Source organism: Archangium primigenium, assembly GCF_016904885.1.
GTDB classification, from domain to species: Bacteria; Myxococcota; Myxococcia; order Myxococcales; family Myxococcaceae; genus Cystobacter; species Cystobacter primigenius.
Window position 1 is genome coordinate 2,478,381 of the sequence record NZ_JADWYI010000001.1, and the last position, 21,291, is coordinate 2,499,671.

The window sequence follows — 21,291 nt, forward strand, 5'->3', positions numbered from 1 at the left end:
GGCGGGGCCCGGCCTAGCGCTGGAGCATGGACTGGACGGACTGCACGGCCTGGGCGGCCGACTTGGGGTCCATGGAGGAGGCCTTGGGCACGGTGATGCCCTTCTGCGCCGCGGGCCGCTGCTCGATGGCGGCGAGCCAGCGCTGGACGTGGGGCAGGCCGTCCACGGACACGCCGGCCCAGTCGTGGATGCGCACCCAGGCCCAGTTCGCGATGTCCGCGATGCTGTAGTCCCCGGCGAGGTACTCGCTCCGGGACAGCTGCATGTCGAGCACCGTGTACAGCCGCCGCGTCTCGTTCTGGTAGCGGTCGATGGCAGGCTGGAGCTTCTCCGGGAAGTAGCGGAAGAAGACGTTGGCCTGGCCCTGCATGGGGCCCACGCCGGACATCTGGAACATCAGCCACTGCACCACCCGCGAGCGGCCCTTGGCGTCCGTGGGCATGAGCTTGCCCGTCTTCTCCGCGAGGTAGAGCATGATGGCGCCCGACTCGAAGATGGGGAAGTCACCCGCCTCGCGGTCCACGATGGCGGGGATGCGCCCGTTGGGGTTGATCTTCAAGAAGTCCGGCTGCTTCTGCACGCCCGAGCTGATGTCGATGGGGTGCACCGTATAGGGCAGGCCCAGCTCCTCCAGCGTCACGGACACCTTGTAGCCATTGGGCGTGTTCCACGTGTACAGGTCGATCATCGCGGCTTCCTCTCGAGGTTCAGACCGGGGTTCAGGCTCCGAACAGGCCTCGGAGCACGTCTCGGTGGTAGTTGGTACTGCCCACGTGCGTGGAATGCCACTTGGATGACTGGCTCAGCCGGTTGAGCACCGCCTCGAACTCGGCCTGGCTCACGTCGCGCAGGGACATGTACAGCCGCACCGCGCCCTGGAGGTAGGACACGAGCGGGTGCGCGTCCCGGCCATCCGGCCGCCGCCGCACCTGCCGGTACAGGCGCTCGAAGGTGTCGTCCGTCTCCGCCCGGCCCGTGGCCGCGCAGTAGTTGGCGGCCGTCGTCTCCAGGAGCAGCAGGAAGGGGTGGTACTCGGGGGGCGGGGTGCGGCTCAAGTCCGGCGGCACCCGCGCGCCCGTCCACAGCTGGGAGATGGGCTTGAGGGGCACCAGCACCAGCCCCTCGTTGCCCATCACCGGCACCTGATCCGTCACGGGCACCACCTGCTGCTGCTCGTCGCGCTGGATGGGCACCCGCAACAACTCCGGCGACTCCAGCTTCAACCCCGCGCGCTGCAGCTTCTCCACGGCTTCAGAATCCACGTCTCGCTCCACTCCAGGCAAAAGGGTTCAGGCGCCCAGCACGGGCCAGTGCGCCGCGAGCGCCGCGCGGCTCTGGCGCAGCGCCACCGCCACGTCCCGCGAGGGCTCGGTGGGGGGGAAGGGCTCGCGCGTGTGCTCCGCCAGCACCTCGATGCAGGCGTGCACCGAGCGCGACAGGCCCTCCAGCGAATAGCCGCCCTCGAGCAGCATCACCAGGCGGCCGTCGCACACGTCCCGCGCCAGGTCCTTGAAGGCCGTGCACATGGCGGCGAAGCCGCGCTCGGTGAGCACCATGCCGCCGATGGGATCCTCGCGGTGGGCGTCGAAGCCCGCCGAGATGAGGACGAGGTCCGGCTGGTACGCGCGCGCCACGGGCAGGAAGAGCCCCTCGCACAGCGCGCCATAGTCGGCATCGGTGCCGCCCCCGGGCAGGCCGCAGTTGACGGTGTAGCCCGTGCCCTCGCCCGCGCCGATCTCCCCCGGCGCGCCCGTATGCGGGTAGTAGGGGAACTGGTGCACCGACATGTAGAGCACGTCCGGCCGCGTCCAGAAGGCCTCCTGGGTGCCGTTGCCGTGGTGCACGTCCCAGTCGAAGATGAGCACGCGCCGGGCGCCCAGGCGGCGCGCGGCTTCCGCCGCGAGGGCCGCGTTGTTCACCAGGCAGAAGCCCATGGCCCGGTCCGGCTCGGCGTGATGCCCCGGCGGGCGCACCAGGGCGAAGGCGTTGCGCGCCCGGCCCGCCATCACCTCCTCGACGGCCTGGATGCTCGCGCCGGCCCCCAAGAGGGCCGCGTCATAGCTCTCCGGGCTCGTGGCCGTGTCCTCGTCGATCTTCACGCGCTGTCCCTGGAGACCTCTCAGGTAGGCGAGCAGCCGCGGGGTGTGCACGGCGGCCAGTTCCTCGGCGGTGGCCGCGCGGGGGAGGCGTCGCTCCGTCCCCGGGATGGGCCGACGCTCCAGCAGGTCCAGGATGCGCGAGAGTCGCGCGGGGGACTCGGGGTGCCGCGGGCCTGGGTGGTGCTGGAGGAAGAGGGGGTCGGTCAGCAGCAGCGTCTGGATCATCGCGCGGGCTCCCACTTCTGTAGTATGGCGCGGCCAAAGTCCAGGTGCCTGCCCGCCCCGCGGGCAAGTCGGGGCGGGCCCGTCGGTTTCTTGCCCTCCGAGGGCCAACCTTCCTACAGTCCCGGGGCTTTGCTCCGACGCGTAAAAAAGTCCGGCCTCCGCCTCACGCTCTTCCTCTACTTCACGGTGGCCCTGGCGGCCATCATGGCCGTGCTCTACGCGGCCATCTCCTGGCGGAGCTCGTCGTATTCCGAGAACCGGCTCATGGACCACGGCCGCGCGCGGCTCCAGGAGGTCACCGGCATCCTGTCCTGGCCGGCCTCGGCCCAGGAGCGGGACATGCGCGCCATCCGCCTCATCGGCGGGCTGCCGGACGTGGACAAGGACTTCACCTACGCGGCCATCGTCTCCGGCGGGGGCATCGTGCTGGAGAGCGGCACCGCGCCCGAGGACGCCAACTGGAAGGGCCAGGTCTCGGCCTTCGAGGGCTATGGCGCCTTCAAGCTGCTCAACGGGGACTGGCTCTTCACGGACCGGGTGCCCGAGGGCGCTTGCAGCGCCAACGTGCCGCAGTGCCGCCTGGTGCTGGTGGTGAGCTTCGCGCCCCTGCGCGCCATGCTCGGCGAGCTGCGGGTGCTCCTGCTCGTCGTGTTCGGCAGCGGCCTGGTGCTGGTGGTGGCGCTCATCTCCTACGTGACGCACCGGCGCATCCTCCAGCCGCTGGACCGGATGATGGCGGTGGCGCGCAAGATGGCCGAGGGGGACTTGACGAGCCGCGTGGCGCTGGACACGGGCGGGGAGTTGGGCGCGCTCGCCGAGGCGCTCGATGGCATCGGTCAGTCCCTGCGCAAGACGCTCGGCCAGGTGCGGGGCGTGTCGGAGGTGGTCTCCAACGTCATCGAGCAGTTGTCGCGCGCGGGCACCACGGTGTCCTCGGGCGCGGCCACCATCCAGGGCCGGGTGACGGAGACGTCCTCGTCCATGGAGGAGATGCTCGCGTCCTTGCGCGGCATCGCGGAGAACGTGGAGGTGCTCTACCAGAGCGCCGAGGAGAGCAGCTCCTCCATCATGGAGATGGCCGCCACCAACGACGAGGTGGCCGAGAACGTCCAGGCCATGGCGGGCAGCGTGGAGGAGACCACGAGCGCCATCGAGGAGATGACGTTCTCCATCAAGGAAGTGGCCAAGAACATCGACGAGCTGCGCGACTCCACCGAGGAGACGAGCACGTCTATCGGCCAGATGGACAACGCCATCGGCCAGGTGGAGGCCAACGCCAACGAGACGGCGCGCCTGTCCGAGCAGGTGTCCGAGGACGCCAAGACGGGCGTGGAGGCCCTGCGCAAGACGATGCAGGGCATGGACCGCATCAAGGAGAACAGCCGCACGGCCGCGGGCGTCATCGACAGCCTGGGCAAGCGCATCTCGGAGATCGGCAACATCCTCAACGTCATCGACGACGTGGCCGAGCAGACCAACCTGCTCGCGCTCAACGCCGCCATCATCGCCGCGCAGTCGGGCGAGCACGGCAAGGGCTTCGCCGTGGTGGCCGACGAGATCAAGGACCTGGCCGACCGCACGGGCAAGTCCACCAAGGAGATCGCCGACCTCATCAGCGGCGTGCAGGAGGAGAGCCGCAACGCCGTGCAGGTGATGAACCAGGGCGTGCGCAACGTGGAGGAGGGCGTGCAGCTGGGCCGCGAGGCGGAAGGCACCCTGCGCAAGATCAACGACAGCGCCCAGAAGTCCACGCAGATGGTGAAGGCCATCGCCCGCGCCACCGTGGAGCAGGCGCGCGGCAGCCGCCAGGTGACCCAGGCCATCCAGCGCATCTCCGAGACGGTGCTCATGATCTCCAAGGCCTCCAACGAGCAGGCCAAGGGCGGCGAGCAGATCATGAACAGCGCCGAGCGCATGAAGGCCATCACCGCCCACGTGCAGCGAAGCAGCCAGGAGCAGGCGCACGGCAGCAAGCAGATCACCCGCTCCATCGAGAACATCAACGAGATGGTCACCCACCTCAACCGCGCCCAGAAGGAGCAGACCAAGGGCAGCGAGCAGGTGCTCAAGGCGGTGGAGGCCATCCAGGGGGTGTCCGACCACCAGACCCGCTCGGTGAAGGCCCTCGAGGAGGCGATCGACAGCCTCCAGCGTCAGTCCGAGGTGCTGCGCGCCGAGAGCCGCCGCTTCAAGGTCTGAGCCCCGGGGCACTCCGCCCCAGGCCGTGCAGGCCAGGCAAGCGGACGTGCACCGGGCGTATCGGGTTGCACCCCGCCGCCGGGGGCGCGATAACGCTCGGTGCCATCTCGGGAGTTCACCTTCATGTTCAACATCGGCGCAGGCGAACTCATCTTCATCCTGGTGGCGGCGCTGCTCGTGCTGGGCCCGAAGCAGCTGCCCGAGTTCGCCCGGGCCATCGGCAAGTTCGTGCGGGAGTTCCGTCGCCAGACGGACGACGTGCGCACGACGGTGGAGCGCGAGTTCTACAAGATGGACCAGGAGTTCCAGGACGAGCCGCGTCCCCCGGTCCCCATGGGCTTTCCGAGCGCCCCCTCCCAGTCGCTCGCCGCGCTCCCGCCCCCCCAGGCGGTGGTGGACCCGGGCCTCGGGTCCTCGCCCGCGCCGGTCGCCGAGTCCCTGGCCGCCTCGGTCGTGCCCGCGCCGAAGCCCCCCGACGATCCCTCCCAGAGCGGCTAGCCCGCGAGATCCGCCCCCGTGGACAACGACCTTCGCATGAGTCTGATGGAGCACCTGTCGGAGCTCCGTTCCCGCCTCCTCAAGTGCACGGCCGCCGTCTTCGTGCTCGGGGCCGTGGCGCTCGTCTTCGCCCGCCCCATCTTCGGCGTGCTCATGCGGCCGGTGCTCGACGCGCTGCCCCCGGACGGGCGCGCGCTCGTCTACACGTCGGGCATCGAGGAGATCAACGTCCTCATGAAGGTGGGCGTCTACTGCGGCATCTTCCTCACCACGCCCGTCATCCTCTGGCAGATCTGGGGCTTCGTGTCGCCGGGGCTCTACCCGGAGGAGCGCCGCTACGCCTCGCCCTTCGTGGTGATGGGCTCGCTCGCGTTCCTGCTCGGCGCGATGTTCTGCTACTTCGCCGTGCTGCCCTCCATGTTCCAGTTCCTCCTCAACGAGGAGGAGAGCACCGCCATCGCGCAGCGCCTGGAGGTGGGCCGCCTGCGGGCCGACGATGCCCTGCGCTTCCTGCGCATCGGCGAGGCCGAGCGCGCGGGCAAGGTGGCCTTGGACGCCAGCGCGGGGCTCAAGGAGTCCGGAGAGGGCCAGTTGTCGGACCCCTCGCGCCAGCCCTCGGAGAAGGTGGAGCTGGAGGCCCGGCTGACGGGGCTGGGCGCGCTCATCGACGCGACGGCGGCGGGCTTTCCCACGCCGGCGGCGCGGCTGGCGCAGCGCCAGGCGGTGGAGAAGCGCTCCGAGGCGGTGGAGGCCTTCGTGAAGGAGGACTACGGCACCTCGGCGCGGGCCATGGACGACGCGGCCGGGCTCTTGGCGGGCTCCGCGCCCACGCGCGCCGAGGAGCTGGGCGGCCTGTGGCGGCTGGAGAAGGAGCTGGCGCTGGGCAAGGCGCGCTACGTGGCGGAGGCCTGGACGCGGCCCATGCTCACCATGGACGAGCAGCTGTCGCTGGTGCTGCTGCTCATCCTCTCCTTCGGCATCATCTTCGAGCTGCCGTTGGTGATGGCGCTCCTGGGCCTCCTGGGCATCGTGAGGGCCGGCTTCCTGATGAAGTACCAGCGGCATGCCTTCGTGGTGTGCCTCATCGCCGCGGCCATCCTCACGCCCACCGGTGACGTGGTGAACCTGTCGCTCATGGCCGGCCCCATGCTGCTGTGCTACGAGATGGGCGTCCTGGCGGTGTGGTTCATCGAGCGCAACCGCAAGAGCGACCCGAACATCGGCATCACGCCCACGGGCGCCTGAGCCAGAGTGGCCGGGCCCTCCGGGGCCATGGTACGCAGGGGGCGATGCTCGACGCGCGTCGCCGCCTGGTGATGAACCTGCGCTACCTCCGGGCGCTGCTCAAGCGCTTCCGCCCCACCATGCTCATGGGGGTGGTGCTCTTTGGCCTCATGCCGCTGCTCTACCGGTGGCGGCACGTGTCGCCCGAGGGGCACCGGGTGAGCCTGGGCAAGGCGCTGCGCCACGTCTACTTCCTGCTCTACGGGCAGCCCTCCCTGGACGTGGACGACACGCTGTTGATGATCGTCGACATGATCATCCCGCCCGTGGGCATCGCGGTGCTGGTGGATGGTGTGGTGCGCTTCGCCTACCTCTTCTTCGCGAGGCATCGTCAGGACAAGGAGTGGTTCGAGGTGATCTCCGAGACGTTGACGGGACACGTGGTGGTGTGTGGCGCGGGGCGCGTGGGCTACCGCGTGGTGTCGCAGCTGCGGGCGCTGGGCAAGGACGTGGTGGTGGTGGAGAAGCGCGAGGACGCGGCGTTCGTGGCGGTGCTGCGCGACGAGCAGGTGCCGCTGCTCATCGACGACATCCGCAGTCACCAGTGCCTGCCGCGCACCAACGTGCTCAAGGCGGCGGCCATCGTCTGCTGTACGGACGACGACCTGGCCAACCTCAACATCGCGCTGGATGCGCGCAAGGTGAACCCGGACATCCGCGTGGTCATCCGGCTGTTCGACGACGACCTGGTGGCCAAGGTGCGCGACACCTTCAAGGCCGAGGCGCTGAGCAGCTCGTCCCTGGCGGCGCCCGCCATGGCGCTGGCGGCGTTGGACCCGCGCATCGTGCACTCCTTTCGCATCGGCACGCACCTGATGGTGGTGTCCGTGTTCGAGGCGCGCACGAGCCTGCCGGGCATGACCATCTCCGAGGTGCGCGACCGCTTCGGCGGGCTGACGCTGTCCATGCGCCGCCAGGGCGAGCGCGACGAGCGGCTGCACCCCAAGGGGGAGACGCGCATCGAGCCAGGCGACGCGCTGACGGTGCAGGCCGAGTACGAGGACTACCGCAAGCTCCGCGCCTTCACCCAGGAGGCGCAGGCCCCCGTCTTCGCGGTGCGCTGACGTGCTCATGCGTCCGTGCCCACGCGCTGACATCGCGTGGGCTCGCTGGGTACGCCCGTGGCTCATCCTCTGTCTGCTGGGCGCGGGATGTACTCCCCTGATGGCGACCCGCCCGGGCCTGGACCTGCGTGACTCTCCGCGGGAGGCTGGTACGAGGCTCGATGTGTCATTCCCACGGGCCGCTCCTCCAGGGATGCGCCCAGAGGCGGAAACCCACGGCCAGGCGCGGACGGAGTGGCGGGCTGTCCTCGCGGCTCAACTGGCGTTTCGCGGTGCCGTGCGTGACGTGTCTGGCGCCACGCGCGAGATGTCCGGTGTCCTCTCTCGTCTCAAGGCGAGCCCCATGGGCATCGCGGGCAGGGCCTCGGGCCTCTTCCTGCCAGTCCTCGAGGAGGTGGAGCGACAACTTCAGTGGAGCGAGGCCCAGCTCGCCGCCGCCAATCGTATGGTGGACATCGCCTCGGAGGTGGAAGACCCGGACATGCAACTCGCCTTGCTCCGCCTCGCGGGCCCCCGCCTGGAGGCCACGCTGGTGGGTGCTCCCTTGCTCGCGGCATGGCTCGACCTCCTGCAACTCGTGGATGGAGCGCTCAAGCAGGGGTTCATCAGCGTGGAGACGCTTTACGTCAACATGGAGCGTTGGCGGGCGAGGTTGACGCCCGCCTTGTCGGCACTCTCCTCCCTGGACGCTGTCCAGGTGGAAGCGGCGACGGTGGATGCGCCCGCGCTCACCAACCACCTCGCCGCTGAGTTCCGCTCGACCGTGGACTCCTTTCGTGTCGCGACGAAGCGGGGTGAACGGGTGGTTGTGTTGGCGCAGGCGGTCGAGTTCGCGTCGTTGTTACCGGCGATGAGATTCTCGCTTCCCCCCTTGCCGCCCTCCGCTCCCGCCGCGCTCGGCATGAGTCTCCTGGTGAGGGGTGATGGGGTGATGGCGGGGACTCGACTGGTTGTCTCCGCCGAGTGGGTGGAGATGATGCGTCGGCTCGTCCGGGCGGGGGTGATTTCCCTGCCCGCCGTCGGCTCGGTCGTGCGGATCCACGCCGGCCAGGCCGTGATGGCGCAGTCCCATGATGGGCTGCCCAAGGGGGTGCGCGATGCCCTAGGTGATGGGCCCGAGGTTCGGAGCATGCGCGTGACGGGAAGGGCGGGGGCTGGAATGAGCGCGCCCCCTCGGCACCACGTCCTTCCCAAGGAGTTCCGCGAATGGTTCGAGGCGCGCGGTTTCACCGGTGAGATGGACATCGATCAGTTTTGCGTTGAAATGCAGCGGTCTCACCACGAGGCCATCCATGGGGGGGGCGACTGGAAGCTCGGTCGCACCTGGCCCGGTGAATGGAATCGAATGATCATGGGCACCTTGCGCGAATCCGAAGCCGCGATCGGCCGGATGTTGACGCGCAAGGAGATCCTGAACATCGTCGCGGGTCGCATGACTGTGTACAAGGTTCCAATCCGTTTCATGACTTGGCGCGGACGATGAGTGAGGACCGTTCCTGGGAAGGCAATTGGAGGGTCCGCTTGTACGCGCGGGTTCGTGAACGGGGTTACGCTTCACTCACGGCCTTCGCGGAGGCGCGTCCGACCGCTTCGCTCGTGGCGTTGGCCGAGGAATTGGGGCCAGAGGACGTCGCCGGCGTGCAGATCTACAGCGGACTGGTGGCCGAAGCGGAACGAAGCGGTCGGGTGACGCGCCTCGTGCGCGGACAACTCGTGCGAGAACTGTGCGAGTGTCTTCCGGACGGTTGGCCCGCCGTACTGGATGATGCCAACCGTTTCGAGGTCGCCCGGGCGATCGGTCCGTGGATCGCGTTCACTCCGGAAGAGCACAAGGCGCGCGCCAGACGGGTCCGGGACGCACTCTTCTCGATGCCACCTCCGCCCGGCTGGCGCCCGCTCGGTCCGGACGACGCGTTGCTGCTCACGCTCCTACCCGACGAGGAAGTCTGAGGCCAGGGCCTCCCGCGCCACCGCCAACCCTCGAACGGACCGTGACAGTGGCGAGCGAGCAGGCAACGGGATGCCCGGTCGGCAAGACCCAGGGTACGGGTGGAGGCCTGCCTTTCTCTCGGCCCGTTCACAAGGGGTGAATCCGCCGGGTGTTTCGCGCCGTACAGCGGACATCCGCGCGAGCCTTCCGGGCGCGTTGCCGTCACGTGGGGAGCGCCGCGCGGGAGCGGAAGTTTCCAACCCATCAGGACTGGTACTCGCGGCAAACGGCCCCCGTGGACTAAGTGGAAAGCCAAGGACAAGATGCGTGGGTGAGCACCCCCGTCCCTCCTCTTGGCAAGCTGACCGCGTCGGGCCGTTTCGCCGCGGTCAAGTCCCTCTGGTTGGTGCCCCCCCGGGTCATCCTTCAACGCCGGGCTTCGCGCACCCTGCTGATGCACGCCATCCGCGCCACCGCGCGGGTGGTGCTGCTCGTGGCCGCGGACATCGCGGCCTTCGTGCTGGCGCGCGCCGCGGTGAACGCGCTGCAGACGAGTCACCGTCTGGAGCCCATCGACGCGGCCACGCGCTGGGCGGTACCACCGCTGGGCTCCGCGGGCGGCTGGCAGATGGGCGCCGCGCTCGTGGTGGGCCTCATCGTGGCGGGGGCGTACCACTCGGGTGATGCCTGGCGCTCGCCCCGGCGCATCCTCAGCGGCGTGCTGCTCGCGGTGGGCCTCGTGCTCTGGCGCGACCTGTGGGTGCGGGGCCTGGCGCCCGTGGTGGTGCACTACCTCACGGCGGTGGTGGGCCTGGGCATCGCGATGCTGCTCGCGCGCGGCGCGCTGGATCGGCTCATCGGTCGGCTCATCCGCATTCCGCTCTTCCACTCGCCCGCCGAGCGCGTGGTGCTCGTGGGCGACCCGGATGCGCCCGACTGCCGCCGGGTGCACGCGCGGCTGACGCACTTCGGCGTGCTGGACACCGTGGGGTGGATCTCCCTGGGCGCGCCCGAGGGGTTGGATCCTCGTCCGGGCGTGCTCGGCACCCTGGATGACCTGTGGAACGTGCTGCAGCACAACGCCGTGGACACGGTGGTGCTCTGCGGCACCGTGGACGACGCGCAGCTCAAGCTCATGCTGGAAGCGGTGGAGTCCGCCGGCGTGCGGCTGCTCGCCGCGTCGCGCTACGAGCGCCTGGGTTGGGTGCGGCCCTCGCCCATCTCCTACCGCTCGCAGCCCTTCATGGAGCTCACGCTGCCGTCGCTGCGCGCCCAGCAGCTGTGGGTCAAGCGCGGGGTGGACCTGCTGGGCGCGGGGCTCGGCCTGGTGCTCATCTCGCCGCTGCTCGCGTTCATCGCCCTGGCCATCAAGCTCGACTCCTCCGGGCCCGTGTTCTTCGCCCAGGAGCGGGTGGGGCGCGGCGGCCGGACCTTCCGGATGATGAAGTTCCGCACCATGCGCGTGGGCGCGGACGCGGAGAAGGCCAAGCTCGCGCACCTCAACACGAGCGGCGACGCGCGCCTGTTCAAGATTCCCAACGATCCCCGCGTCACCCGGGTGGGGACGTTCCTGCGCAAGTGGAGCCTGGACGAGCTGCCCCAGCTCTTCAACGTGCTGCGCGGGGACATGTCCGTGGTGGGGCCGCGGCCCTTCTTCGAGTCGGACCTGGCCACCTACCGCGACCACCACTTCGGGCGGCTGGGCGCCCGGCCGGGCATCACCGGGCTGTGGCAGGTCAGCGGCCGCAGCTCCATCACCGACTTCGAGGAGGTGGTGCGGCTGGACTGCGAGTACATCCACCGCTGGTCGCTCTGGTTGGACCTGGAGATCCTCTTCAAGACGTTGCCAGCGGTGCTGCGCCGCACCGGCGCCTACTGAGCGTGGGCCACGTCCAGCGCCAGTTCGATCATCTCGTCGAAGGTCGTCTGGCGCTCGGTGGCGCTCATGGACTGGTGGGTGAGCAGGTGGTCGGACACGGTGAGGAAGCCGAGCGCGCGAGCGCCATGCTCCGCCGCCACGCCGTAGAGGCCCGCCACCTCCATCTCCACGGCGAGCACGCCCATGCTCGCGAACAGCGCCGTCTTCTGCTTCTCCACGGCCGGCGTGTAGAAGTAGTCCGAGGTGAAGACCGAGCCCACGCGCACGGGGCGGTTGCGCTTCTCGGCCGCCTCCACCGCCTGGCGCGCCAGGGTGAAGTCCGCCACGGCCGGGAAGTCATGGCCGCCCACGCGCATGCGGTTGACGTTGGAGTCCGTGCCGGCGCCCAGGGCCACGATGATGTCGCGCAGCTTCACGTCCTCGCGGATGGCGCCGCAGCTGCCCACGCGCAGGATGACCTTCACGCCGTACTCGCGGATGAGCTCCGTGGTGTAGATGGACAGCGAGGGGATGCCCATGCCGTGGCCCATGACGGACACGCGCCGGCCCTGGTGCATGCCGGTGAAGCCGAGCATGCCGCGCACCGAGGTGACCTCGCGGGCATCCTCGAAGAAGCGCTGGGCGATGTGGCGCGCGCGCAGCGGATCTCCCGGCATGAGCACCACGTCGGCGAAGTCCCCTGGGGCGGCGGAATTGTGCGGAGTTGGCATGGCGCGGCAGCATAGTCCGTCCAATGTTGGGGAGAGGAAGTTCCAGGAGGGCTCCGGCACGCGGGCGTCCTGATGGCCCGCCCGGGGACGTCCGCCCGCGCTATGCCTGCCTCGCCCGAGGCTCATGCGTTCCCCTTCCTTCCGCTCGCTCTTCCTGCTGCTGATGGTGACGCCCGTCCTCGTGGCGACGGCGGTGCTGGGGTGGCTGTCCTATCGGGCCGCGCACGAGGTGCTCGTCCAGGACGCCATACGGGCGGTGAAGATCTCCTCGCAGGCACGCGAGCAGCTCCTGGTCACCCGGCTCTTCCGTCAACGCGAGCGCGCCCAGGGTCTGCTCGCGCTCGTGGGCAAGGAGTGCGCCGCGGTGCCGGTGGCCGGGCAGCGGGAGTGCTTCCGAAGGGCGATGGATGACTTCCGCGTCACCGAGGGGGCGCTGTCGGCGCGGCTGGTGGTGCCCGCGCTCGGGGTGATGACCGTGGGCGAGCCGACGGGGCCCCCCGACGAGGGCCCGCCGCGGCTGCCTCCGGGCCAGTGGGTGCGCTTCGAGCCCCGGCGCGGGGGGGCGCCCCGCGTCTATGAGCTCGTCGTCGACTCGGGACCGCGGCGGCTGGGCCTGCGCTTCAGCGCCGCCGCGCTGGATAAGCTCTTCCTGAATCCCTACGGACTCGGCGCGTCCGGCGAGACGTTCCTGGCCGACAGCCAGGGCTTCTTCATCACCCCGCCCAAGTACCCAAGCCACTCCGGACACAGTCATTCCATCGACGCGCGGCCGATGCTCACGTGTCTGTCGGGTCAGGACGCGGCGATGCTGGCGCCGGACTATCGGGGCGTCCCGGTCATCCACTCCTTTCGCTACATCGAGGAGATTGGCGGCGGCTGCATCATGGCCCACATCGACCAGGACGAGGCCTTCGTGCCCGCGCGGCAGCTGGGCCGCCGGGTGGTGGAGGCGTCCGTGGCCCTCGTCCTGGTCACCGTGGCGCTCTCCTTCCTCTTCGCGCGTCGGCTGTCGCTGCCGGTGTTCGGCCTCATCCGGTCCACCAGCGCGCTGCGCGCCGGTGACTTCGACGCCCCGGTGGAGAGCGGCGGACCCCGGGAGCTGCGCACGCTCGCCCTGTCGTTCACGGACATGGCGCGCTCGCTCCGGGAGTCCTCCGCCGAGCGGGCGCGGCTGCTGGCACGCGAGACCGAGGCGCGCGAGGACGCGGAGGCCCAGCGCTCGCTGCTGCGGCTCATCATCGAGCAGAGCGGGGAGGGCATCCTCATGGCGGACGCGCGGGGCGTGCTGCGCGTCTTCAATCCCGCCGCCGAGCGCTACCACGGCGTGCCCGCGCGCGAGCTGGAATCGTCCGAGTGGGGGCGGGCCTACGGGCTGTTGTCGCTGGACGGCGAGCCGCTGAGCGAGGCCCAGACGCCGCTGGCCCGCGCCGTGCGGGGCGAGACGGTCGTCAACGCGCGCTGGCTCGTGCGCGCTCCCGACGGGGTGACGCGCACGCTGGAGGGGACGGCCTCGCCACTGCGTCACGTGGACGGCACTCCCGCGGGCGCGGTGCTCATCGCCCATGACGTCACCGAGCAGCAGGCGGCCGAGGCCGAGCGCGAGCGGCTGCTGCGGGAGGTGGACGCCGAGCGCGCGCGCCTGCTGGTGCTCTCGGAGCTGTCGCGCGCCCTGGCCGAGTCGCGCCTGTCCCTGGCGTCCATCCTGGACACCACCTGCCGACAGCTCGCGGAGCGCGTGGGGGACATGTGCTCGCTGCGTCTGGTGTCCGCGGACGGGCAGTGGCTGGAGGCGCGCGCGGTGTACGCCCGTGCCGGCCACATGGAGACGCGCCTCCGGACCCTGCTGGACAGCCAGCCGCAGAGCGCCCGGACGGGCATCTCCGGGGTCGTGCTGGCCTCGGGCTCGCCTCGGATGATCTCCCCCCTCACCGAGGAGGATCTGGCGCAGCTGATGGCGCCCCTGCCCGAGGACTACCGCGACTTCCTGCGCGAGCAGCGTCCGAGCAGCATCGCCGTGCTGCCCGTGCGGGGACCGGATCGCACCCTGGGCCTGTGGATGTTGCTGCGCTTCGCGCCCGAGCCCTATGGCACGGACGACCTGATGCTCTTCCGGGAGATCGCCGACCGCACCGCGCTCGCCATCGAGAACGCGGAGCTCCTGCGGCAGGCGCACGACGCGGTGCGCCTGCGCGAGGACCTGGTGGCGGTGGTGTCCCATGATCTGCGCAACCCCATCTCCGCCATCTCCATGGCCGCCACGGCGCTGCTCAGGCGCGGGCCGCTGGCGGAGGGCCTGGACAAGGGCGTGCGGCGCATCCACGCGGCGGCGGATCGCGCGCTGCGGATGATCCGGGATCTGCTCGACTCCACCCAGGCGCGGGTGGGCGAGCTGCCGGTGGAGCGCCGGCCGTTCGACTTCCAGGAGTGGGTGCGGGGCGTGGTGGACGAGGTGCAGCTCGCGCACCCGGGCCGCGTCATCCTCCTGCACACCGAGGGGCCCGCCCGGGGCGCCTGGGACGCGGACCGCATCGCCCAGGTCGTCACCAACCTGGTGGGCAACGCCCTGCAGCACAGCCCCCCGGAGAGCACCGTGCGCGTGGACGCGCGCCCCCTGGACGGCGAGGTGCTCCTGTCCGTCCACAACGACGGGGCGCCCATTCCGCCCGAGGCGCTGGCGACGCTGTTCGAGCCCTTCCGCCGGGGCCCGGGCGCGGGCAATCAGCCGGGCAGCGTGGGGCTCGGGCTCTTCATCACCCAGCGCATCGTCCAGGCGCACGGGGGCCGCATCGAGGTGCGCTCCCGGGCGGGGGAGGGCACCACGTTCACGGTGCACCTGCCCCGCGACGTGGCGCCCCCTCGCGAGTGAGGCGGGCCGGCTACGGCGCGCACTTCGCCGGGCCGAGCGTGCCCCGGAAGAAGTACGCGTAGAGGTCCGGCGAGAGCACGAAGTTGCACGTGTTCACGGCGTCCGGGTCCAGGTCGGGATGCTTCTCCACGTAGCGGGCGATGTAGTCGCGCACGCCATCGGCCGAGGTCCACACGAGCGTGCCCTCCTTGAACATGGAGTAGCCGCCGCCGCCGCCGCCCCGGTAGTTGTTGATGGCGATGGTGAAGGTGTCCGTGTCCTTCACGTCCTGGCCCTTGAAGCGCAGGTGGGTCAGGCGCGAGCCCTGGGGCTTCGTCAGGTCATAGCCGTACTCGATGCGCGAGTAGAGATCCCAGTTGTAGTCGGCCACGCTGGCCACCTTGGCCGTCTCCGGCTTGGAGGCATCCGGCGGCGCGGCCGGGTTCCACGGCGCGAGGTAGCGCGTGTTGTGCTCCAGGGCCCGGCGCAGGATGGAGCCGTTGATGCGCATCACGTAGAGCGTGTTGTCGTAGATGTAGATGCTGTAGGCGTCGCGCAGGGTGAGGCGCCCGGCGGGCAGCTGGCCGTCATTGGTGAACAGGGCGGCGAGCGAGAAGTCCACCGGGTGGCCCGCCTCGGCCGCGGCCTCCTCCTGCACGGTGTTGATGAGGTCGCCCAGGGCGCTGTCCACGTAGCGGCCCGCGAAGCCGCCGGGGAACGGCGCGCGGGTGGAGCCGATGGGGGTGTTCACGTACGCGACCGTGGTCTGGTGGTGGCCCTGGGTGAGCCGGTCCACCTCGGCGTCCACCGCGACGGTGTCATCCACCTTGCGCAACAGCGAGTCCTTGCCGTCCACCTTCCAGTGGCCCGCCTCCCACACGAGCGACAGGTCCACCTGGCCCAGGTGGCTGCCCCAGCGGTTGGGCTGGATGAGCAGCACGTCCTGGCCCTGGGGGTTCTTGAGGAGCATCTTGGGGATGGGCTGGTGGGTGTGGCCGGTGAGCATCACGTCGATGCCCTCGACCTCCTGGGCGATCTGCACCGCCTCGTTCTCGCCGGGCAGGTTGCCCCGGTCCGCCCACTTCGTCGGGTCCGCGTAGTCCGCGAGCCAGCTCGCCGGATCGCTCGCGCTGCCGGTGGGCTGCTTGTCCGGGCCGCTGTGGATGGCCACCACCACCACGTCCGCGCCCTCCTGGCGCATGCGGGGCACGTACGTGCGCGCCGTCTGGAGCGGGTCATCGAACCGCAAGCCGGGGATGTTCTCCGGCCGCTCCCACGTCGTCACCCCCGGCGTCACCAGGCCGAGGATGCCCACCTTCACGCCGCACACGTCCTTGATCAGGTAGGGCGTGAAGGCCTCGCCGCCGTCGGCCTCGTGGCGCACGTTGGCGCCGAGCAGCGGGAAGTTCACCTCGCTCTTGAACTTGCCGAGCACGCCGAGCCCGTAGTTGAACTCGTGGTTGCCCAGGGCCATGGCGTCATAGCCCAGGGCGCTCATGGCCACGGCCATGGGGTGGCGGGGGGCGTTGTCCACCAGGGCGTAGTAGGTGCCCAGGGGCGTGCCCTGCAGGGTGTCTCCCGTGTCGAGCAGCAGGTTGCAGTCCGGGTGCTCCGCGCGCGCCTGGCGCACGAGCGTGGCCACCTTGGCCAGGCCCCGCTGGGCATCCGCCTTGCCGGTGAAGTAGTCCCAGGGCTGGATGTTCGTGTGCAGATCGCTCGTCTGCATCAGCCGCAGCGTGCGTGGCGCGGGCGGCGGCTCGGGCTGGGGTTCGGGCTCGGGACCGTCGCACGCCGCCAGGGGCAGGAGCACCCAGCAGCAGGCGCGCAGGAGGGTCGCGCGGCGCGCGCGGCTCACGAAACGAAGTGTCATGGGAGAAGACCTCGTGGCTAGGACCCGGAGCACCGTGCCCGGGGGCGCGCACCCTACTACCCGCCGCCGACATCGCGCGGCCGTCCAGCCGGGCATTCGCCCGTCCTCTTCACGGAGGTGGAGCGCGCCAGGATGCCCGCTTATATGGTGACACCTTGCCTTCTTTCTTTTCCGAGGACGTGACGATGCGCGGCCGAGTCGAGACACGGAGTGTGCGGATGCTGCTGGCCCTGGTGGTGGCCGGGAGCGTGGCGTGTAAGGGCGACCCGCCGCCCGTGACGACTCCCGCGCACTCCTGGGGCTGGACCTCCGTGCCCGAGTCCATGTGCGACGAGGGCACCCCCACGGGCATGGGCAGCGACCTGGCGCCGGACAGCAAGAACCTGGTCATCTACTTCAGCGGCGGGGGCGCGTGCTGGGACGCCACCACGTGTCTGGAGACGAACCGCTCGCTGCACGGCCCCTTCACCGAGTCGCACTTCGGCTTCCTGCGCACCAACCTCCTGCGCGACTCCATCCTGGACCGGGCGCTGGCCAACAACCCGTACAAGGACTGGAACCTGTTCTTCCTGCCGTACTGCACGGGGGACTTGCACATCGGTGACGCGGACCGGGTGTACACGAGCGGCTCGCGGACGCAGACGATCCACCACCGGGGCCGGGCCAACACCAAGGCCTTCCTCGAGCGCATCGCCGCCACGGTGCCCGAGCCCGAGCAGGTGCTCGTCACCGGCTCGAGCGCGGGCGGCTTCGGCGCGGCGCTCAACTACGTGCTCGTGCGCTCCACCTTCCCCAAGGCACGGGTGTTCCTCGTGGACGACGCGGGCCCGCTGTTGCGCAACGAGGCCCTGTCGCCCCAACTGCGCGCCGCCTGGGCCCAGGCCTGGAACTACGACGCGGTGATCGACGAGATCGACCCCGCGGTGCGCAACGACTTCTCCGCCGTCTACCCGGCGATCGCGCGCAAGTTCCCGGAGGATCGCCTGGTGCTCCTGTCCTCGCTGCGCGACCAGACCATCCGCGACTACTTCAACCTCACGCCGGACGCGTTCGAGACGGCGCTGCGCGAGCTGGACACCGCGGTGCTCTCGCCGCTGCCCCACGCGCGCGTCTTCCTCACCTCGGGCGAGGGCCACACCCTGTTGTCCCGGCCCACGAGCCAGACCACCCGGGGCGTGACGCTGCTCGACTGGCTCCAGCAAATGCACACCGCGAGCGACGCCGAATGGACGTCGGTGCGGCCGTAGGCGCGGACCATGGACGACTCCATTCTCACCCTGGCGCTGGGGCCCAACGGCACCCGCGCCCTGACGACCCGGGCCGTGGAGCGGGACGCGGTGCTGCTCGTGCTCGAGGGCTCCCGGGTCCCCGAGCCGGAGCGCCACTCGCTGCAGATTGGCGAGGCGCTGCACCTGGTGTCCCCGGACGCGCCCTGGCGCTACCTGGACCATGCGTGCGAGCCCAACGCCTGGATCGAGCTGGACGCGACCGCGGACGTGGCCGGTGTGCGGCTGCGCGCCCTGGTGCCGCTCGAGGCGGGCGTGGCCGTGACGTTCAACTACCTGACCACGGAGTGGGAGCTGGCGACGCCCTTTCCCTGTGGGTGTGGGGCCGCGTCGTGCGCCGGGTGGATCCGCGGCGCCCGCCACCTCGACGCGGCCCGGCTGGCCGCGCTGCGCCCGACGCTCGCGCCGCACGTGCGCGCGCGGCTGCGGGCCGAGGGGCGGCTCGGCTGAGGGCCGCCTACTCGTTCATGGACGGGTAGGGCACGCGCGTGGGCGGCACGAAGTTCTCCTTGATGGTGCGCGGCGACGTCCAGCGCACCAGGTTGAGGAAGGAGCCCGCCTTGTCGTTGGTGCCCGAGGCGCGTGAGCCGCCGAAGGGCTGCTGGCCCACCACGGCGCCGGTGGGCTTGTCGTTGATGTAGAAATTGCCCGCCGTGTGCCGCAGCACGTGCAGCATCCGCTCGATGGCCTTGCGGTCGCGCGCGAACACCGCGCCGGTGAGGGCGTAGGGCGCGCCCGTGTCGCACAGGCGCAGCGCCTCGTTGAAGTCGGCGTCCGGGTACACGTACACGGCCACCACCGGCGCGAAGATCTCCTCCTGGATGATGCGGTGGCGCGGGTTGGTGACCTGCACGAGCGTGGGCCGCACGAACCAGCCCTCGCTCCGGTCCGTCTCGCCGCCGGCGAGCACGGCCGCCTCGTTGCCGCCGTGCCGCGCCATCTCGATGTAGGAGCTGGCGCGCTTGAAGGCCTTCTCGTCGATGACGGCGCCCATGAAGTTGCGCAGGTCGGTGACGTCGCCCATGCGCAGCTCGGCGATCATCTCCTGCAGCCGGGGCTTGAGCCGGGGCCAGAGGGACTCGGGCACGTAGACGCGCGAGGCGGCCGAGCACTTCTGGCCCTGGTACTCGTAGCCGCCGCGCACGATGGCGGTGGCGAGCGCGTCCAGGTCATCCGCCGCCGAGGGGTGCACGAAGATGAAGTCCTTGCCGCCCGTCTCGCCCACGAGCCGCGGGTACTGCCGGTAGCGGGCGATGTTCTCGCCCACCATGCGCCACATGCCCTGGAAGGTGGGCGTGGAGCCGGTGAAGTGGATGCCGCCCAGGTCCGGGCTGGAGAGCACCGGGTTGCCGATGGTGGGCCCGTCCCCGGGGAGCATGTTGATGACGCCCTCGGGCAGGCCCGCCTCGCGCAAGAGCTCCATCACGTACCAGTTGCTGAGCGCCGCGGTGGTGGAGGGCTTGAAGAGCACCACGTTGCCCATGAGGGCGGGGGCCACGCACAGGTTGAGCGCGATGGCGGTGAAGTTGAAGGGCGTCACCGCGAAGACGAACCCGTCCAGCGGCCGGTAGTCGAGCATGTTCCACGTCTGCGCCGAGCTCACCGGCTGCTCGGACAGGAGCTGCTGGGCGAAGTGGACGTTGAAGCGCAGGAAGTCGATGGCCTCGCACGCCGCGTCGATCTCCGCCTGGTAGACGGTCTTCGACTGGCCGAGCATGGTGGCGGCGTTGAGGATGGGGCGGTAGCGCGTGGCGAGCAGCTCCGCGGCGCGCAGGAAGATGGCGGCGCGCGAGGCGAAGGGCATGCGGGCCCACTCGTCCTTGGCCGCGAGCGCCGTCTGAATGGCGGGCTGCACGTGGCTGGCGTCCGCCTCGTGCACCGTGGCGAGCACGTGCGCGTGGCGGTGGGGCATGCGCACGGTGTCCGTGCGGTGCGAGCGCACGTGCTGGCCGCCGATGACGATGGGGATCTCGATGCGCTCGGCGGCGATGCGCTTGAGTTCACCCTGGAGCGCGGCCCGCTCGGGGCTGCCCGGGGCATGGGCGAGGATGGGCTCGTTCTGGGGCGGGGGGACGCGGACGTAGGCGTTGATCACGCGGAGCACCTGGGGGTCGGGAGGACAGAGGGCGCGGAGCATAGCGCCGGGCCCTTCCTCCAGGAACCGCCCAGCGCGGCCATCAACTCCCGGTGCGCGCGGGAACGGGACGCACCGCGGCGACGAGCTCGTGCAGGCGCGAGATGAGCAGCGTGGGCTCCACCGGCTTGACGAGGTAGGCGTGGCCGCCCTCGGGCGTGCCCGGGTCGGGCGCGTGGCCGCTCAGGAACAGGAAGGGCACCTCGCGCAGCGGTGTCTCCTCACGCACCCGGCGGCACAGCTCATACCCGTCCATGCCCGCCATGCTCACGTCGGAGACGATGACGTCGGTCGGGTGCGTCCGGGCGTGCGCGAGCGCGGCGTCTCCATCCTCCGCGAGCGCGCAGTCGAAGTCGGGGGCCAACAGGAAACGCAGGGTCAGACGCATGGACCGCGAGTCATCCACGATCAGGACTCTGGGTTTCACGATGGGCCTCCCCTGGTGCCGGGAGCCGGGGGGGCTCCGGAGCGTGTGGACTGGCCCGTCTACCCCCCGGCCAGCCTGTTGATTTTCGCCCAAACGCCTGGGCGTGTGAAGGGGGAGAGCGGATTTCTCCGGATCAAGGGGCGCTCCCCGAGCCGCCCACGCCCTGCTGCGCGTCGGGCCGGGCCACCTCCGCGACGAGCATGTCCACCAAGGGGGACACCTCGACGGTGGGGGCCGCGATGCTGCACGCCGCGCCGCCGTGGACCAGGCCCACCACCCGCAGGTGTTCATCCACCACGGGGGCGCCGGAGTCGCCCTTGGCGCCGCGCAGGCTGGTGAAGAGCGCCTGGGGCACGTCGGGCAGCGAGGGGCAGCGGCCGAGCCGGCGCAATTCGATCTCCTGGGGCTCGCCCGGTCGGTCATTGCGGCCCGCGAAGAGCAGCGCCATGCCGGGCGTGGGGGGCGTGCTCGCCACCGCGAGCGGGTGGACGGGGGCCAGCGTGTCCAGGCGGATGACGGCCACGTCCCGGTGCACGTCCACGACCTTCACCTCGCCCCCCAACAGTTGGCCTTTCCGCAGGACGACGGGCTGACGGCTGCCCGGCTCGCCCCGGATGCAGTGCGCGGCGGTGAGCGCGTGGTGGCCGTCGGCCACGATGACGCCCGCGCAGTGGCCCGGATAGAGCGTCACGGTGGCGTCCTTCAACGCGCTGAACCCGTCGACCCGGACCGCCTCCGGGGTGGGAGCGCTCGCGGCGGGGGCCTCGTCCCGGGTGGGCGTGCATGCCGCCAGCAGGCCGAGCGCCAGCAGTCCGCCCCATCTCGTTCGTGTCATCCGAGG

Annotated in this window: 18 protein-coding genes; 10 read left to right on the top strand and 8 right to left on the bottom strand. The window is 70.6% G+C overall.

Annotation, left to right across the window (positions count from 1 at the left end; all coding sequences use genetic code 11):
- Window positions 1-13 precede the first annotated feature (13 nt).
- From I3V78_RS10585 to I3V78_RS10595, 3 genes are read right to left on the bottom strand one after another with little or no spacing between them, the layout of a single operon-like run.
- Window positions 14-688, bottom strand: a complete 675-nt coding sequence (locus tag I3V78_RS10585) for a glutathione S-transferase family protein (RefSeq protein WP_204486723.1) — start codon at window positions 686-688, stop codon at window positions 14-16.
- 31 nt (window positions 689-719) lie between these two features.
- Window positions 720-1,262, bottom strand: a complete 543-nt coding sequence (locus I3V78_RS10590; RefSeq protein ID WP_204486725.1) for a hypothetical protein — start codon at window positions 1,260-1,262, stop codon at window positions 720-722.
- Between the two features lie 27 nt (window positions 1,263-1,289).
- Window positions 1,290-2,324: a histone deacetylase family protein gene (locus I3V78_RS10595; RefSeq protein WP_204486727.1), complete on the bottom strand. Its 1,035-nt coding sequence runs from the start codon at window positions 2,322-2,324 to the stop codon at window positions 1,290-1,292.
- Window positions 2,325-2,588: 264 nt separating this feature from the next.
- Between I3V78_RS10595 and I3V78_RS10600 the strand changes: the two genes are divergently transcribed.
- The 7 genes from I3V78_RS10600 (at window position 2,589) to I3V78_RS10630 (ending at window position 11,178) form a co-directional block, all read left to right on the top strand.
- On the top strand, window positions 2,589-4,523 hold the full coding sequence (locus tag I3V78_RS10600) for a methyl-accepting chemotaxis protein (RefSeq protein WP_204496578.1): 1,935 nt from the start codon (window positions 2,589-2,591) through the stop codon (window positions 4,521-4,523).
- A 123-nt stretch (window positions 4,524-4,646) separates the two neighbouring features.
- A complete protein-coding gene (gene tatB, locus I3V78_RS10605) occupies window positions 4,647-5,021 on the top strand; it encodes a Sec-independent protein translocase protein TatB (protein ID WP_204486729.1) in 375 nt (124 codons plus the stop codon).
- Between the two features lie 36 nt (window positions 5,022-5,057).
- Window positions 5,058-6,266, top strand: coding sequence for a twin-arginine translocase subunit TatC (gene tatC / locus I3V78_RS10610; protein WP_204496579.1), 1,209 nt, complete (start codon window positions 5,058-5,060; stop codon window positions 6,264-6,266).
- A 44-nt stretch (window positions 6,267-6,310) separates the two neighbouring features.
- The gene (locus I3V78_RS10615) at window positions 6,311-7,369 is read left to right on the top strand and encodes a potassium channel family protein (RefSeq protein ID WP_204486732.1); all 1,059 of its coding nucleotides are present in this window, start codon (window positions 6,311-6,313) and stop codon (window positions 7,367-7,369) included.
- Between the two features lie 343 nt (window positions 7,370-7,712).
- A complete protein-coding gene (locus I3V78_RS10620) occupies window positions 7,713-8,852 on the top strand; it encodes a DUF2380 domain-containing protein (protein WP_204486734.1) in 1,140 nt (379 codons plus the stop codon).
- Window positions 8,849-9,319, top strand: coding sequence for an NUDIX hydrolase (locus I3V78_RS10625; protein WP_204486736.1), 471 nt, complete (start codon window positions 8,849-8,851; stop codon window positions 9,317-9,319). The genes I3V78_RS10620 and I3V78_RS10625 overlap by 4 nt, the downstream gene beginning before the upstream one ends.
- Before the next feature lie 311 nt (window positions 9,320-9,630).
- On the top strand, window positions 9,631-11,178 hold the full coding sequence (locus tag I3V78_RS10630; RefSeq protein WP_204486738.1) for an exopolysaccharide biosynthesis polyprenyl glycosylphosphotransferase: 1,548 nt from the start codon (window positions 9,631-9,633) through the stop codon (window positions 11,176-11,178).
- Here I3V78_RS10630 and deoD read toward each other — a convergent pair.
- Window positions 11,172-11,888, bottom strand: a complete 717-nt coding sequence (gene deoD, locus I3V78_RS10635; RefSeq protein ID WP_204486741.1) for a purine-nucleoside phosphorylase — start codon at window positions 11,886-11,888, stop codon at window positions 11,172-11,174. The genes I3V78_RS10630 and deoD overlap by 7 nt on opposite strands.
- 124 nt (window positions 11,889-12,012) lie before the next feature.
- On the opposite strand from deoD, the gene I3V78_RS10640 reads away from it, so the two are divergent.
- Window positions 12,013-14,754, top strand: coding sequence for a sensor histidine kinase (locus I3V78_RS10640; RefSeq protein WP_204486742.1), 2,742 nt, complete (start codon window positions 12,013-12,015; stop codon window positions 14,752-14,754).
- Between the two features lie 10 nt (window positions 14,755-14,764).
- On the opposite strand, the gene I3V78_RS10645 is transcribed toward I3V78_RS10640, so the two are convergent.
- The gene (locus I3V78_RS10645; protein ID WP_204486743.1) at window positions 14,765-16,603 is read right to left on the bottom strand and encodes a bifunctional metallophosphatase/5'-nucleotidase; all 1,839 of its coding nucleotides are present in this window, start codon (window positions 16,601-16,603) and stop codon (window positions 14,765-14,767) included.
- A gap of 185 nt (window positions 16,604-16,788) precedes the next feature.
- On the opposite strand from I3V78_RS10645, the gene I3V78_RS10650 reads away from it, so the two are divergent.
- Both I3V78_RS10650 and I3V78_RS10655 read left to right on the top strand, forming a co-directional pair.
- On the top strand, window positions 16,789-17,850 hold the full coding sequence (locus I3V78_RS10650; RefSeq protein ID WP_204486744.1) for a pectin acetylesterase-family hydrolase: 1,062 nt from the start codon (window positions 16,789-16,791) through the stop codon (window positions 17,848-17,850).
- A 9-nt stretch (window positions 17,851-17,859) separates the two neighbouring features.
- Window positions 17,860-18,339: an SET domain-containing protein gene (locus I3V78_RS10655; protein ID WP_204486745.1), complete on the top strand. Its 480-nt coding sequence runs from the start codon at window positions 17,860-17,862 to the stop codon at window positions 18,337-18,339.
- 7 nt (window positions 18,340-18,346) lie between these two features.
- Here I3V78_RS10655 and pruA read toward each other — a convergent pair whose 3' ends face one another.
- From pruA to I3V78_RS10670, 3 genes are all read right to left on the bottom strand, one after another.
- Window positions 18,347-19,984, bottom strand: a complete 1,638-nt coding sequence (pruA, locus tag I3V78_RS10660; protein WP_204496580.1) for an L-glutamate gamma-semialdehyde dehydrogenase — start codon at window positions 19,982-19,984, stop codon at window positions 18,347-18,349.
- A gap of 82 nt (window positions 19,985-20,066) precedes the next feature.
- A complete protein-coding gene (locus I3V78_RS10665; RefSeq protein ID WP_204486747.1) occupies window positions 20,067-20,450 on the bottom strand; it encodes a response regulator in 384 nt (127 codons plus the stop codon).
- A gap of 133 nt (window positions 20,451-20,583) precedes the next feature.
- Window positions 20,584-21,285, bottom strand: a complete 702-nt coding sequence (locus tag I3V78_RS10670) for a S1 family peptidase (RefSeq protein WP_204486750.1) — start codon at window positions 21,283-21,285, stop codon at window positions 20,584-20,586.
- Window positions 21,286-21,291 lie beyond the last annotated feature (6 nt).